Source organism: Streptomyces sp. NBC_00019 (assembly GCF_045041015.1).
Lineage (GTDB): Bacteria > Actinomycetota > Actinomycetes > Streptomycetales > Streptomycetaceae > Streptomyces.
Genome location: NZ_CP108303.1, coordinates 101,463 through 116,323, shown reverse-complemented (window position 1 = coordinate 116,323; position 14,861 = coordinate 101,463). Strand labels below are relative to the sequence as shown.

Below are 14,861 nucleotides of genomic sequence, written 5' to 3'. Positions count from 1 at the left end.
ACGCCGTTCGTGCTTGGGCCGCAATCAACTGGAGTGTCATGTCCCGTCGTCTGTTCACCTCGGAGTCCGTGACCGAGGGACATCCCGACAAGATCGCCGACCGGATCAGCGACACGGTCCTGGATGCCCTGCTCTCCCAGGACCCCGCGTCGCGGGTCGCGGTGGAGACCCTGATCACCACCGGTCAGGTGCATATCGCGGGTGAGGTCACCACCACCGCGTATGCGCCCATCGCCCAGCTGGTGCGTGAGGCGATCCTGGACATCGGTTACGACTCCTCGGCCAAGGGCTTCGACGGTGCCTCGTGTGGGGTGTCCCTCTCCATCGGCGCGCAGTCCCCCGACATCGCGCAGGGCGTCGATGCCGCCTGGGAAGCACGAGTGGAGGGCGAGGACGATGTCCTGGACCGGCAGGGGGCCGGGGACCAGGGGCTGATGTTCGGGTACGCCAGTGACGAGACACCGAGTCTGATGCCGCTGCCCATCGAGCTCGCCCACCGGCTGTCCCACCGGCTGACCCAGGTCCGCAAGGACGGCACGGTCGCCTATCTGCGCCCCGACGGCAAGACACAGGTCACCATCGAGTACGACGGTGACCGGCCGGTCCGGCTGGACACCGTGGTGGTCTCCTCCCAGCACGCGAGCGGCATCGACCTCGATGCCCTGCTCACCCCCGACATCCGCGCCCACGTGGTCGAGCCGGTCCTGTCCCAGCTCGCCGCGGACGGGATCAAGCTGGAGACCGAGGGCTACCGGCTGCTGGTCAACCCCACCGGCCGGTTCGAGATCGGCGGGCCGATGGGCGATGCCGGACTGACCGGCCGGAAGATCATCATCGACACCTACGGCGGCATGGCCCGCCACGGCGGCGGCGCGTTCTCCGGCAAGGACCCCTCCAAAGTCGACCGCAGCGCGGCCTACGCCATGCGGTGGGTCGCCAAGAACGTCGTCGCCGCCGGCCTGGCCAAGCGCTGCGAGGTCCAGGTCGCCTACGCGATCGGCAAGGCCGAACCGGTCGGCCTGTTCGTGGAGACCTTCGGCACCCACACCATCGACCCGGAACGGATCGAGCGGGCCATCACCACCGTCTTCGACCTGCGCCCCGCCGCGATCATCCGCGACCTCGACCTGCTGCGCCCCATCTACACCCAGACCGCCGCCTACGGCCACTTCGGCCGCGAACTCCCCGACTTCACCTGGGAACACACCAACCGCGCCACAGCCCTACGCCACGCAACCAACACCGACTGAGCCCGACGTCCCAACGGCCGGGCCCGGCGCTGTCGGCCGACACACGCACCACCGGTGATCAGCGACCGAAGCGACCCAAGGAGTGCCCGTGCGCATCGCGGTGACAGGATCCATAGCCACCGACCACCTGATGGTCTTCCCCGGACGGATCGCGGACCAGCTGCTGCCCGAGCAGCTCGCCCACGTCTCGCTCTCCTTCCTCGTCGACCGCCTTGAGGTGCGCCGGGGCGGCGTCGCAGCCAACATCGCCTTCGGGCTCGGCGGCCTAGGCCTCGCACCCCTGCTGGTCGGAGCGGTGGGCACGGACTTCGCCGAGTACGAGCTGTGGCTGAAGGAGCACGGCGTCGACACCGGGGGCGTGCACGTCTCCGCCGAAGCGCAGACGGCCCGCTTCCTGTGCATCACCGACGAGGACGCCAACCAGATCGCCGCCTTCTACGCGGGCGCGATGGCCGAGGCGTCCGACATCGACCTGCGCCCGCTCGTCACCGGACCCGACCGCCCCGGCCTCGTCCTGATCTCGCCCGACGACCCGGCGGCAATGCTGCGCCACACCGCCGAGTGCCGCGACCTCGGCATCCCCTTCGCGGCCGACCCCTCGCAGCAACTGGCCCGCCTGGACGGCCCTCAGGTCCGCGACCTCGTGGACGGTGCCGCCTGGCTGTTCACCAACGAGTACGAGGCCGCGCTGCTGAAGGAGCGCACCGGCTGGAGCCGCGCCGACGTCCTCGCGACCGTCGGCACCTGGGTCACCACCCTGGGCGAGAAGGGCGTACGCCTCGAACGCCTCGGGCAGACCCCCCTCGTCGTCCCCGCAGTCCCCGATGCCCGGACGGCCGACCCGACCGGCGTCGGGGACGCCTTCCGCGTCGGCTTCCTGGCCGCCGTCGGCCAGGGCGCCCCGCTGGAGTCCGCGGCCCGACTGGGCTGTGCGCTGGCCTCCGTCGTCCTCGGCGCGGTCGGCTCGCAGTCCTACGAGATCGACCGGGCGCAGCTGTCCGGCATCGTCGAACGCACCTACGGCCCCGGCGCGGCCCAGCCGCTCGCCTCCGTCCTCGGCGCGCTGTCATGACCGCCGCCGACAACGGAACCCCTTCCGCCGACAGCCGGACCCGTGCGTCCGCGCTCCGCGAGGCGCTCGCCACCCGTGTGGTGGTCGCCGACGGGGCGATGGGCACGATGCTCCAGGCGCAGGACCCCACGATGGAGGACTTCCAGCAGCTCGAGGGCTGCAACGAGATCCTCAATGTGACCCGGCCCGACATCGTGCGCTCGGTGCATGCCGAGTACTTCGACGCGGGTGTCGACTGCGTCGAGACGAATACCTTCGGCGCGAACCACGCGGCCCTTGGCGAGTACGACATCCCCGAGCGAGTCCACGAACTGTCCGAGGCCGGCGCCCGCGTGGCCCGGGAGACAGCCGACGAGTTCACGGCACGCGACGGTCGTCAGCGCTGGGTCCTGGGCTCCATGGGCCCCGGCACCAAGTTGCCCACCCTCGGCCACGCCCCCTACACCACTCTGCGCGACGCCTATCAGCGGAATGCCGAGGGCCTGCTCGCCGGCGGCGCCGACGCGCTCCTGGTGGAGACCACGCAGGACCTGCTCCAGACCAAGGCCTCGGTCATCGCCGCCCGCCGGGCCATGGAGACGGCCGGATACGACGTCCCGCTGATCGTGTCGGTGACAGTGGAGTCGACCGGCACCATGCTGCTCGGTTCGGAGATCGGTGCCGCGCTGACCGCGCTGGAGCCGCTCGGCATCGACATGATCGGCCTGAACTGTGCGACCGGGCCCGCCGAGATGAGCGAGCACCTGCGCTATCTGGCCCGCCACTCCCGCATCCAGCTGTCCTGCATGCCCAACGCCGGTCTGCCGGTGCTGGGCAAGAACGGCGCCCACTACCCCCTGACCGCGCCCGAACTGGCCGACGCGCAGGAGAACTTCGTCCGCGAATACGGCCTGTCCCTCATCGGCGGCTGCTGCGGCACCACCCCCGAGCACCTGCGTCAGATCGTCGAACGGGTACAGGGCATGGCGCCGGGGGAACGGGAACCGCGTCCCGAGCCGGGTGCGGCTTCGCTGTATCAGACGGTGCCGTTCCGGCAGGACACGTCGTACATGGCGATCGGTGAGCGGACGAACGCGAACGGGTCGAAGAAGTTCCGTGAGGCCATGCTGGAGGGCCGCTGGGACGACTGTGTGGAGATGGCCCGGGACCAGATCCGTGAGGGCGCGCACATGCTGGACCTGTGCGTGGACTACGTCGGGCGTGACGGTGTCGCCGACATGGAGGAGCTGGCCGGGCGGTTCGCGACCGCGTCCACGCTGCCGATCGTGCTGGACTCCACCGAAGTTCCCGTCATCCGGGCGGGCCTGGAGAAGATCGGCGGCCGTGCGGTCATCAACTCGGTCAACTACGAGGACGGCGACGGCCCCGAGTCCCGGTTCGCGAAGGTCACCAAGCTGGCGCAGGAGCATGGTGCCGCGCTGATCGCGCTGACCATCGACGAGGAGGGCCAGGCCCGCACCCCGGAGCACAAGGTCGCCATCGCCGAGCGGCTCATCGACGATCTGACCGGGAACTGGGGGATCCACGAGTCGGACATCCTCATCGACACCCTGACCTTCACCATCTGCACCGGTCAGGAGGAGTCGCGCAAGGACGGCATCGCCACCATCGAGGCGATCCGCGAGCTCAAGCGCCGCCATCCGGATGTGCAGACCACCCTGGGTCTGTCGAACATCTCCTTCGGCCTGAACCCGGCGGCCCGGATCCTGCTCAACTCGGTCTTCCTGGACGAGTGCACGAAGGCGGGTCTGGATTCGGCGATCGTGCACGCCTCGAAGATTCTGCCGATCGCCCGGTTCAGCGAGGAAGAGGTGCAGACCGCCCTCGACCTCGTCTACGACCGGCGGGCCGAGGGCTATGACCCGTTGCAGAAGCTGATGGCGCTGTTCGAGGGCGCCACCGCCAAGTCGTTGAAGGCGGGCAAGGCCGAGGAGCTGGCCGCGCTGCCGCTGGAGGAGCGCCTCAAGCGCCGCATCATCGACGGTGAGAAGAACGGCCTGGAGGCCGACCTCGACGAGGCTCTCCAGTCCCGTCCGGCGCTGGACATCGTCAACGAGATTCTCCTGGACGGCATGAAGGTCGTCGGCGAGCTGTTCGGCTCGGGCCAGATGCAGCTGCCGTTCGTCCTTCAGTCCGCCGAGGTGATGAAGACCGCCGTCGCCTATCTCGAACCGCACATGGAGAAGACGGACGACGACGGCAAGGGCACGATCGTGCTGGCCACCGTGCGCGGCGATGTCCACGACATCGGCAAGAACCTCGTCGACATCATCCTGTCCAACAACGGCTACAACGTGGTCAACCTGGGCATCAAGCAGCCGGTCTCCGCGATCCTGGAAGCCGCCGCGGAGCACCGCGCCGATGTGATCGGCATGTCGGGGCTGTTGGTGAAGTCCACGGTGATCATGAAGGAGAACCTGGAGGAGCTCAACCAGCGTGGCCTGGCGGCCGACTTCCCGGTCATCCTCGGCGGAGCCGCCCTGACCCGGGCCTATGTCGAGCAGGACCTGCACGAGATCTACGAGGGCGAAGTCCGCTACGCCCGCGACGCCTTCGAAGGCCTGCGCCTCATGGACGCGCTCATCGGCGTCAAGCGGGGAGTGCCCGGGGCGAAGCTGCCCGAGCTCAAGCAGCGCCGGGTCACGCCCGTCGCACGTGCCGTCGTCGCGGAGAGTCCTGAAGAAGGGGGTGGGGGACGCTCCGATGTCGCCATCGACAACCCCATCCCCACGCCGCCGTTCTGGGGCACCCGTGTCATCAAGGGAATCCAGCTCAAGGAGTACGCCTCCTGGCTCGACGAGGGCGCCCTCTTCAAGGGGCAGTGGGGCCTGAAGCAGGCGCGCGGCGGCGACGGGCCGACATACGAGGAGCTCGTCGAGACCGAGGGACGGCCGCGGCTGCGCGGACTGCTCGACCGGCTTCAGACGGAGAACCTCCTTGAGGCCGCCGTCGTGCAGGGCTACTTCCGCTGTGTGTCCAAGGGCGAGGATCTGATCCTGCTGGACGAGAACGGGTCCGAGCTGACCCGCTTCGCGTTCCCGCGCCAGCGCCGTGGCCGTCGGCTGTGCCTCGCGGACTTCTTCCGTCCGGAGGAGTCGGGGGAGACGGACGTCGTCGGCCTCCAGGTCGTCACCGTCGGCTCCCGGATCGGCGAGGAGACGGCCAGGCTCTTCGAGTCGAACGCCTACCGCGACTACCTCGAACTGCACGGCCTGTCCGTCCAGTTGGCCGAAGCGCTCGCCGAGTACTGGCACGCACGCGTGCGCGGCGAACTCGGTATCGCCGGGGATGACCCGGGCTCGCTGGACGGCATGTTCCGCACCGAGTACCAGGGCTGCCGCTACTCCTTCGGCTACCCGGCCTGCCCCGACCTCGAGGACCGCGCCAAGATCGCCGACCTGCTCCGGCCGGAGCGCATCGGCGTCCACTTGTCCGAGGAGTTCCAGCTGCACCCGGAGCAGTCCACGGACGCGATCGTCCTGCACCACCCCGAAGCCAGCTACTTCAACGCCGGAGGCCGGCAGTGACGACCCTGCGCGATCTCCTCGACCGGGGGACCCCGTCGTTTTCCTTCGAGTTCTTTCCGCCGAAGACACCCAAGGGAGAACGGACGCTGTGGGAGGCGATCCGGCGGATCGAGCCTCTGGCCCCGACCTTCGTCTCGGTCACCTACGGGGCCGGCGGCTCCTCCCGGGACCGCACGGTCGAGGTGACCAAGCGGATCGCGACCGAGACGACCCTGCGCCCCGTCGCCCATCTGACCGCGGTCGGGCACTCGGTGTCCGAGCTGCGGCACATCATCGGCCAGTACGCCGATGCCGGCGTCCGGGACGTCCTCGCCCTGCGCGGTGATCCGCCCGGCGACCCCAACGCCCCCTGGATCGCCCACCCCGAAGGCTTCACCCACGCCCATGAACTGGTGCGCCTGGTCAAGGAGTCGGGGGAGTTCAGCGTCGGTGTGGCGGCGTTCCCGGAACGGCATCCGCGGTCCCCGGACTGGGACAGCGAGATCCGGCACTTCGTCGCCAAGTGCAGGGCGGGCGCCGACTACGCGGTCACCCAGATGTTCTTCCGGGTGGAGGACTATCTGCGGCTGCGCGACCGGGTCACCGCGGCCGGCTGCGACACCCCGGTCATCCCGGAGATCATGCCGGCCACCGACGTGCGCCAGATCGCCCGCTTCGCCGAACTCAGCGGCGCCGCCTTCCCCGAGGAACTCGCCCACCGCCTGGACGCCGCGCGCGGCAACCCGGCGGACGGTCACCGTATCGGCGTCGAGTACGCCACCGCGATGGCCGAGCGGCTCCTCGCCGAAGGCGCCCCTGGCCTGCACTACATCACTCTCAACAAGTCCACGGCGGCCCTGGACATCCACCGCGACGTGCTGGCCGCGACCCGCGTCACGGCGTGAGGCCGACAGCACGCCGACCGAGCAGAACAGAGCAGGAGGAGCAGGTGTACGACATCCCGGAAGAAGACGGCCGACAGCCCCAGGACCTCCAGGTCCTCGCCCCGCCGCTCCGGCTCGCCGGCATCGACGAGGACGACTCCTGGGAGTCCCACGTCGTACGCGGCATCGACTGACGCTCCTGCTCCACCGGTCCACGACCGGATGGGCGGCTTCGGCGGCGACGGGCGGCGATGTGAGGGTGGTGCGGACATGAGGGGTCTACTGCGCAGTGGCGGGCGGTGGTTGAAGAACCGCTGCCTGTGGCCGCTCTGGTGGTCCTTGGCGGCCTTCGCAGCCACGCATATGGATGCCGCGATGTTCGATACCGCGGCTACCGGGCTCCCGGTGCTGCCGCCGGGGGTCGGTGGGCCACCACCCGCCCACCCCGAGCGACTGCGTGCGGATCTGCCGCTGACCGAGCAGGAACGGCTGCTCGCCCGGGAACTGTGGCCCGGTTACGAACAGCGCGCCCGCGACATCGGTTGATTCACCACACTTCTCACCATTCGATGAGGGCGAGTCCTGCGGCCATTCCGCCGCCGAAGCCGGCGAGGAGGATGAGGTCGCCGGGGTGGAGGGCGCCGGTGCGGTGGGCTTGGTCGAGGGTGATGGGGATGGAGGCGGCGCCGGTGTTGGCGTAGGTCTCCAAGGTTTTGTGCAGGGTGGCGTTGTGCAGGGCGAGTTGGGTGAAGAGGTCGTCGAGCATGACGCCGTTGGCCTGGTGGGGGATGAAGTGGCGGATGTCGTCGGGGACGACGCCGGCTTCGTGGAGGAACTGCTTGACGAGTTGGGGGACGTGGTCGGCGACGAAGCGGCGGACGCCGCGGCCGTCCATGGTGAAGTACTGCTGGCCTTCTTCGAGGGCTTCGGCGGTCAGGGGGGCGCGGCTGCCGCCGCCGGGGACCCGGATCAGATCCGAGAGCTCACCGAAGGTGTGCAGGTCCAGGTGCCGGATCCGCGGGCCGCTGTCACCCTGTCCCAGGACGATGGCGCCGGCGCCGTCGCCGAACAGGACGACCGTCCTGCGGTCGGCGGGGTTGAGGATGCGGGAGTAGATGTCGGCGCCGATGACGAGGGCGTGGCCGCCCTTGCGGGTGAGCAGGTTCTCGGCTGCCGACAGCGCGAACACCTCGCCGGAGCACACGGCGTTGACGTCGAAAGCCGCTGCGCCGGTGGCGCCCAGGTTCCGCTGCACATAGGCGGCGGTGGGGGGTTGGGGCCGGTCGGGGGTGGAGGTGGCGACGACGATGACTGTCAGTTGTGCGGGGGTGATGCCTGCCGAGTCCAGTGCGGCGCGGGCCGCGGCGGTGGCCAGGTCGGAGGTTGCCTGGTCGTCGGCGGCCCAGCGGCGTTCGCGGAAGGCGGTTTTGGTGATGATCCAGTCGTTGTCGACTCCGGCCGGTGCGCCGACTTCGTCGTTGGAGACGATGCGGTCCGGTACGTAGGCACCGGTACCGATGATCCTGACGTCCTGCATGCGGCTGCCCGCCCCTCAGATGGTCTTCGGATAGCTGTACGCAAGGCCGGCGAGTGCGCGGCCATGACGGGGCGGGCCGGATCGTGCGGGCGCCCACCAGGGCGCCCGCACGATCCGGCCCGTACGGCGCTGCTAGCGCGCCTGGTAGATGCGCTTGTGGCCGCTGATGCCGGCCAGCCGGAACGGGCCGGTGGTCTGCTGCTCGGTGGCGTAGTCGCCGCCGTCGGTGGGGAACGACCGCTCGTGCAGATCGCGGTAGCCGGCGTAGTCGACCGGCTTGCGCCGGGCGATGGCCTCCTGGTTCGCCTCGGTGCGCAGCTGGTCCCGGTAGCCGGCGGTGACCGTACCGGCGAAGAACTCGGCGACACTGCCGGAGCCGTAGCTGAGGAAGCCGATGGACTTGCCGGTCAGGTCGTCGGACTGGTCGAGCAGCGCCGACAGACCCAGGTACACGGAGGCCGTGTAGCTGTTGCCGATCACCGTGTTGTAGGCCGTGGTCAGGCCGATGGCCTGGGCGATGTCGTCCTTGTCGGTGTCCTTGCCGCAGTAGTTCAGCAGGTGACGGTGGGCCTTGTAGGCCATCTTCGTGAACGGCTGGTGGTAGCAGAACGCGGCGAACTCCTCGAGGCCGCGGCCGCCCTGCTCGTTGTAGTCCTTCCAGGTGCCCTCGACGGCCTGGAGGTAGGCGTTGATGGACTCGTGGCCGTCGACCAGGGCGGTGTTGAGGTAGTTGGGCCGCCAGAAGTCCATGACGTCGGCGGTGAACAGGCCCGAGGGGTCCTCGATGCGCACCAGGGCCGGGTCGAGGCTGACCAGCATGGCCACCGCCGCCGCGCCCTGCGTCGCCTCGCCGGGGCTGTCCAGCTCGTACTTGGAGACGTCACTGGCGATCACGAGGACCTGCTGCGCGGGGTCGCGCCGTATCAGGCCGATGGCGAACTGCAGGGCGGCCGTGGCGCCGTAGCAGGCCTGCTTCAGCTCGACGACGCGGGTGGCCGAGGGCAGCCCGAGCAGCGAGTGGACGTACACACCGGCCGACTTCGCCTGGTCGATCGAGGACTCCGTCGCGAAGACGACCGTGCGGATACGGTCGCTGCCGTGCCGGGCGATGATCGGTGCGGCGGCCGTCGCGGCCAGGGTCACGATGTCCTCGTCGGCGGCGGGGATGCTCATCGACCGCTGGCCGATGCCGACGTGGTACTTGCCGATCTCGGTGCCGTTGTAGTCGGCGAGCGCGGTGTGCGGCAGCACGAACTCGCCTGTGGCGAACGACAGATCGTGGATTCCTATGGAGATGGACATGCCCTAAACACCAACCTTTGCGGTCTTGTTGTCGCGTTCCAGCTGGACGTGTGCGCGCATGAGCTCTCCCGGGTTCGTCTGCGCCGCGAGGAGCGAGAGTTCACCGCACAGCACCGTGGCCGCCGCGAGGACGGCGAGTCGGCGTGCGTTCTCGCCGGGCGCGGCCTCGGCCCGGCAGCCGAGCCGGGTCAGGTTCGTCTCCACGAAGCCCAGACCCTTGCCGTTGCCGACCGTGCCGACGATCAGGTTCGGCAGGGTGCAGGCGAAGTAGAGGTCGCCGTCGCGGTCCTCGGCCATCACGACGCCCTGCGAGCCCTCGATGATGTTGGCCGCGTCCTGGCCGGTGGCCAGGTAGAACGCGAGCAGCATGTTCGCGTAGTGCGCGTTGGCCGAGCGGATACCGCCGGCGAGGAGGGTGCCGAGCAGGTTCTTGCGGATGTTCAGCTCGACGATCTTCCCGGCCGTGGTGTGCAGGACGTCGCTCACCACGTCACGCGGGACGAGGAGTTCGGTGACGACGTTCTTGCCGCGGCCGAGGATGCCGTTGATGGCGGTGGCCTTCTTGTCCGTGCAGTAGTTGCCGGAGATCGACCCGTAGGAGATGCCCGGGATCGTCTTGAGGACGTGGGCGAGGAGGGCGTCGGAGGCCAGGGTCGCCATGTTGTGCCCGGAGGCGTCGCCGGTGGTGAACTCGAACCGGATGAACAGCAGGTTGGCGTTGATCTCGTGCCGGATCCCGATGAGCTGGGCGAACCTGCTGCAGCCGCGCACCACCTCGCGCAGCTCGTCGATGCGGGCCTCGATGGTCCGTGCGGCCGTCAGGGCGGTCTGGGCGTCGACGGCCTCGACGAGCACCGAGCGGGTCATCCGCTCGTCGACGAGAGTGGCGACGATGCCCTTCTCGGCCAGCCGGGACACCTTCGCGCCGCGGCCGACCGACGGCCACAGCGGCGACTCGTAGGTGGCCAGCGGAACCTGGGTCTCGGTCGTGGCGACGTTCCCCGAGATGCGCAGGGGGCCGACCCAGCGCATGGGGACGCCGGCGATCGCGTGTGCTTCGGTCATCGTGTGCTTCCTGTCATCTCGGTGAGGGCGTCGATGGAGCTGGAGCGCTGGGCGAACCGCCGGGTGTCGATGCCCCGGTCGGCGCAGAAGTCGCGGAGCTCGCCGTGGATCAGCAGGTCGCAGTGGGCGAGCTCGGCGGGCGTGCGCGCGCCGAGCATGGTCTGCAGGGCGGCCAGCTGGTCGAGCCAGGTGGAGATCTGCGCGACGAGCGCGGGGACGCCACCGTCGACCAGGGTCCGCAGGAACCCGCCGGACGAGCCGACGGCACGGGCGCCGAGGGCGAGGGCGCGGGTCACGTCCAGCGGGTTGCGGACCCCGCCGGAGGCCAGTACGGGCAGGTCCACGTCCTGCGCGTCCAGCAGACAGGCGACCGTGGACTGGCCCCAGCCGTGCAGGAACGCGTAGTCGGCGAGTTCGCGCCGGCCGTTCTCGATCCGGGCGAAGTCCGTGCCGCCGCGACCGCTGACGTCGGCCACCCGCACGCCCAGGTTCGGCAGCGCGAGGATCGTCTGGCGGCTCAGGCCGTTGCCGACCTCCTTGACGATCACGGGGACGTCGACACCCGCCGCGATCTTCTCGATCTGCGCCGCCCACGATCCGAAGGACCGGTCGCCCTCCGGCATGGGAGTTTCCTGCGCCGTGTTGAGGTGGATCTGCAGCGCGTTCGCCTCGATGAGGTCGATGGCGCGGCGCGCGTTGTCGACCGACGCCGTCGCGTTGACGTTCGCCAGGACAAACCCGTCGGGGTTCTCGGTGCGCAGCACCCGGAAGGTGTCCGCGCAGGACGGGTCCTTGAAGTAGGCATGCATGGAACCGGACGCGATGGCCACCCCGGTCTCCCGGGCGGCGGTGGCCAGGTCCCGGTTGATGGCACCGGTCTTGGCGCTGCCGCCGGTCATCGCGTTGATGTAGAGCGGCGCCTGCCAGGTGATGCCCGCGAAGGTCGTGGCCAGGGACACGTCCGGGCGGTCGATGCCGGCCAGGGCGTGGTGCACGAACGACACCTCGTCGAACTGGTTGCGTCCGCTGTGCGCGTGCTGCTGCTCCATGGCGAGCCGGACGTGGTCGTCCTTGCGCTGAGCGCTACTCATGCTTCGATCCCTTCCGGGGCGGGACGCAGGGGCAGGGGCAGTACCCCGGCCGTGGCCCACCGTTGACGTACCTGCGAGATGTCGTGCGCGGCCCGGTCGTCGAGCAGGGCGATACCGCAGTCGCCGCCGCCCGCCCCGGAGGGCTTGGCCGCGCCGCCGACCGCCTCGGCCGCGTCGCACAGCGCGGTCAGCGCGGGCGTGAAGATGCCGAGGCCGACCTCGTCGTCCAGCCGGGCCAGCTCCTGCCGGGCCCGCCGGATCTCGTGCAGCAGTGCGGGGCCGTCGCCGCTCTCCAGTGCCGTGACCGCGGCCTGCACGAGGTCGGCGGTGGTCGCCACGAACTTCTGGTGCGAGGCGCTGCCCCGCCAGTTCCGCCGGTGCAGGCCGGAGACGAGGGCCTCGGTCGAGGCCGGGCTCCCGGTCCAGCCGACCTGGAAGGACAGTCCGGCCGGTGCAGGCAGCCGGCGTACCGAGAAACCGGGCCAGGGGGCCCGCAGCGCCTCCGCCGTGCCCCGGGCGCGGGCCAGGTCGAGCACCCGGGTCCGGTCGGGCGCGCGGTAGGCGATCCAGCCGCCCCAGGTGCCGGCGGCGAGATCACCGCCGGAGCCCTTGGGTTCGAGGCGGGCGGTGGCGAGCATCGCCAGCCGGAACCGCTCCTCGGGCGTGAGCCTGAGACCGCAGTACGACGCCACCGCGTCGACGGTCGCCACCGTCACCGCGCCGCTGGAACCCAGGCCGTACTTCCGGCCGTTCTCGTGCAGGGTGCTGCTGATCGACACACTCAACGGCGGTACGGGCAGGCCGTGTTCGGTGAGCAGCTCGGCCACGGTCTCGACCGCGGACACCACATGCGGCGTCCGCCCGTCGCCCCCGGTCAGCTGGCCGCCGCGCCACCACAGACGCACCGCGCGCGAGCCGAGGTCGGAGTCGATGACGACGTCGGCCTCGGCGGAGTCGGCCTCGGTGACGGTGACGGTGATGTACCGGTCGACGGCCACCAGGATCGCCTGGTTGCCCGGCTCGACCACCGCGTACTCGCCCGCGACGAACAACTTGCCCGGCGCGCGCCGCACCACGGCCCGCTGACCGGCCATCACACGCCCTCGTCCAGCAGCCGGGCGCCCGGCCCGGGCACGGCGACGTGCACCGAACCGCCCGCGGCGGCCTCGCGTACGACCGCCGCCACCCGGTCGGTGTCCGCGCGCCGGCACAGCACCTTGACGTTCGGTCCGGCGTCCATCGTCACGTACGCCGGCACGCCGTCCCGGCGCAGTCGCAGCACGCTGTCGATGACGGTGAGGGAGGCCGGCGACATGTAGCGCACCGCGGGGCGCGCCGCCAGCATCGTGGCGTGCATGCCGAGCGCGTTGCGTTCGGCGATCTCGCCGACCGCCGTCAGGTCGCCGCGCCTGAGCGCCGCCCGCATGTCGACCAGGTCGGCCCTGCTGGAGTCCGCCCACGGCTCGTACAACGGGGAGGTGTCCATGGTGCGGCGCATCGCCGTACGACTGGACACCTCCTTGGGGCCCGCGTTGACGACGGCGACGACCAGCGCCGGGTCGAGGCCGGCGGCGTCCACCGGTTCGGCGTACGAGCTGGTGTCCGCCTCCTCCTGAGTGCCGGTGGGCGTGCCCGCGTGCCAGACGGCGAAGCCGCCGAAGATCGACCGTGAGGCCGAGCCGGAGCCGCGCCGGGCCAGCCGCGACAGGCCCCGCGCGTCCAGGCCGAGGCCGTACGCGGCGGACGCGGCGACGGCCAGCGCGGCGAACCCGCTGGCCGAGGACGCCAGACCCGCCCCGGTGGGCACGGTGTTCTCGGTGTCGACGACGGCCCGCACCGGGCGGCCCGCGCGCTCCCGCACCAGGTCCAGGAACGCCACGATGCGGCGCTCCGCCTCACCGGTCGCGGGCAGCCCGTTGAAGACGACCGTGTCCTGCTCCGCCTCCGGGGCGAGCCGGACCCGGGTGGTCGTGGGGAAGACGGACAGGGTCATCGACAGGCTGTCGGTGCGCGGCAGGAACAGCCGCTCGTCGCTCTTGCCCCAGTACTTGATGAGCGCGATGTTCGGATGGGCGACCGCGGTGGCGGTCTCCTGTACGTCCGCCAGGGCGGTCGGCTGTTTGGCTCGCACGGTCTGCTGATCCGTTCGTTCAGCGGGCATGGTCGGCGAGCCTCCTCAGCGGCACGACCCACGTCTGGACGGCGCCGGCCTCGTGCAGTTGCCGGGCGACCTCCCGGGCCTGCTCCGGCTGGGTCAGGGCGAGGACGCAGCCGCCCAGGCCACCCCCGGTGATCTTGGCGCCGAGGCTGCCCGCCTTCAGGGCGCCCTCGACCATCGCGTCGATCCGGTCGGTGCTCAGACCGGCGGCCCGCATCAGCTCGTGATAGTCCGTCAGCAGTGTTCCGAGCCGCTCCGGCTCGCCCTCGGCGAGAGCCGATTCGGCCTCGTCGACGAGGCGGGTCGCCCGGCGCAGGAACCGCTCCTGGGCCCCGGCCTCGCGCCGGAACCCGGTACCCAGCAGCTCCACCGCCTCCTTGGTGCTGCCGGCGGTACCGCTGTCCGCGAGGATGAACAGGCCCTCGCAGCCGACGTTCAGGTCCCGGATCCGGCCCGCCTGGAACCGCAGCGGGGCCTCCGCGCCGACGGCCATCGCGTCCACTCCGCTGGCCCGGCCGTGCGCCACGTTCTCGGCCGTCTGCACCAGCTCGAACGCCGTGCTCCGGTCCAGTTCGCGGTCGAAGAGATCGGCGAGAGCGAGGACGATCGCCCGCGAGTGCGCGGCGCTGGAGCCGAGCCCGCGACCGGGCGGGATGGCACCGTCGAGGATGACGTCCAGGTGCCGGGTGCCGGTGATGCCCATGCGCTCCTTGAAGGCATGGGTCAGCTGGCGCAGGCCGTCGGAGGCACGCGTCACCACCGCGCGCGACGCGGAGCCGGTCATGGTGAAGGACAGCTCGCCCTGCACATCGCCGGCGGGCGTCGACCATCCGGCACTCGCCGTGGCCGTGAGCTGCGGGATCGGCAGCGCGAGCGCCGGAGCCCCGTACACGACCGCGTGCTCTCCCAGCAGGATGGCCTTGGCATGGGCGCGGCCGATGCCCACGGAGCGAGCCCGGCGGCTTCCCGGCACTCCTTCCAATGAGGTCGGTAGTG

The 14,861-nt window shown here is 70.6% G+C and carries 13 protein-coding genes; 6 read left to right on the top strand and 7 right to left on the bottom strand.

What is annotated here, in order from left to right; translation table 11 throughout:
- The first annotated feature begins 38 nt into the window (after nucleotides 1-38).
- From metK to OHU89_RS53220, 6 genes are all read left to right on the top strand, one after another.
- Nucleotides 39-1,250 carry a methionine adenosyltransferase gene (gene metK / locus OHU89_RS53245; protein WP_331737452.1) on the top strand — a complete coding sequence of 404 codons (1,212 nt, stop codon included), beginning with the start codon at nucleotides 39-41 and terminating at the stop codon, nucleotides 1,248-1,250.
- 88 nt (nucleotides 1,251-1,338) lie between these two features.
- Nucleotides 1,339-2,322: a carbohydrate kinase family protein gene (locus OHU89_RS53240; protein ID WP_331737450.1), complete on the top strand. Its 984-nt coding sequence runs from the start codon at nucleotides 1,339-1,341 to the stop codon at nucleotides 2,320-2,322.
- Nucleotides 2,319-5,849, top strand: coding sequence for a methionine synthase (gene metH, locus OHU89_RS53235; RefSeq protein WP_331737448.1), 3,531 nt, complete (start codon nucleotides 2,319-2,321; stop codon nucleotides 5,847-5,849). Before OHU89_RS53240 ends, metH begins: the two co-directional genes overlap by 4 nt.
- The gene (metF, locus tag OHU89_RS53230) at nucleotides 5,846-6,733 is read left to right on the top strand and encodes a methylenetetrahydrofolate reductase [NAD(P)H] (RefSeq protein WP_331737446.1); all 888 of its coding nucleotides are present in this window, start codon (nucleotides 5,846-5,848) and stop codon (nucleotides 6,731-6,733) included. The genes metH and metF overlap by 4 nt, the downstream gene beginning before the upstream one ends.
- 44 nt (nucleotides 6,734-6,777) lie before the next feature.
- The gene (locus tag OHU89_RS53225; RefSeq protein WP_266900342.1) at nucleotides 6,778-6,906 is read left to right on the top strand and encodes a hypothetical protein; all 129 of its coding nucleotides are present in this window, start codon (nucleotides 6,778-6,780) and stop codon (nucleotides 6,904-6,906) included.
- A gap of 28 nt (nucleotides 6,907-6,934) precedes the next feature.
- Nucleotides 6,935-7,258 carry a DUF6059 family protein gene (locus OHU89_RS53220; protein ID WP_331737442.1) on the top strand — a complete coding sequence of 108 codons (324 nt, stop codon included), beginning with the start codon at nucleotides 6,935-6,937 and terminating at the stop codon, nucleotides 7,256-7,258.
- A 13-nt stretch (nucleotides 7,259-7,271) separates the two neighbouring features.
- Here the strand turns inward: OHU89_RS53220 and OHU89_RS53215 are convergent, their stop codons facing one another.
- The 7 genes from OHU89_RS53215 to mvk form a co-directional block, all read right to left on the bottom strand.
- Complete coding sequence (locus OHU89_RS53215) at nucleotides 7,272-8,249, bottom strand: ketoacyl-ACP synthase III (protein ID WP_331737440.1); 978 nt, start codon at nucleotides 8,247-8,249, stop codon at nucleotides 7,272-7,274.
- Between the two features lie 132 nt (nucleotides 8,250-8,381).
- A complete protein-coding gene (locus OHU89_RS53210) occupies nucleotides 8,382-9,551 on the bottom strand; it encodes a hydroxymethylglutaryl-CoA synthase (RefSeq protein ID WP_331737438.1) in 1,170 nt (389 codons plus the stop codon).
- A gap of 3 nt (nucleotides 9,552-9,554) precedes the next feature.
- A complete protein-coding gene (locus OHU89_RS53205; RefSeq protein ID WP_331737436.1) occupies nucleotides 9,555-10,616 on the bottom strand; it encodes a hydroxymethylglutaryl-CoA reductase in 1,062 nt (353 codons plus the stop codon).
- Nucleotides 10,613-11,707 (bottom strand): type 2 isopentenyl-diphosphate Delta-isomerase, encoded by a 1,095-nt coding sequence (gene fni / locus OHU89_RS53200; RefSeq protein ID WP_331737434.1) that lies wholly within the window; start codon nucleotides 11,705-11,707, stop codon nucleotides 10,613-10,615. The genes OHU89_RS53205 and fni overlap by 4 nt, the downstream gene beginning before the upstream one ends.
- Nucleotides 11,704-12,801 carry a phosphomevalonate kinase gene (locus OHU89_RS53195; RefSeq protein WP_331737432.1) on the bottom strand — a complete coding sequence of 366 codons (1,098 nt, stop codon included), beginning with the start codon at nucleotides 12,799-12,801 and terminating at the stop codon, nucleotides 11,704-11,706. Before OHU89_RS53195 ends, fni begins: the two co-directional genes overlap by 4 nt.
- A complete protein-coding gene (gene mvaD, locus OHU89_RS53190; RefSeq protein WP_331737430.1) occupies nucleotides 12,801-13,868 on the bottom strand; it encodes a diphosphomevalonate decarboxylase in 1,068 nt (355 codons plus the stop codon). Before mvaD ends, OHU89_RS53195 begins: the two co-directional genes overlap by 1 nt.
- Nucleotides 13,858-14,811, bottom strand: coding sequence for a mevalonate kinase (gene mvk, locus OHU89_RS53185; protein WP_331737428.1), 954 nt, complete (start codon nucleotides 14,809-14,811; stop codon nucleotides 13,858-13,860). The genes mvaD and mvk overlap by 11 nt, the downstream gene beginning before the upstream one ends.
- Between the last annotated feature and the right edge of the window lie 50 nt (nucleotides 14,812-14,861).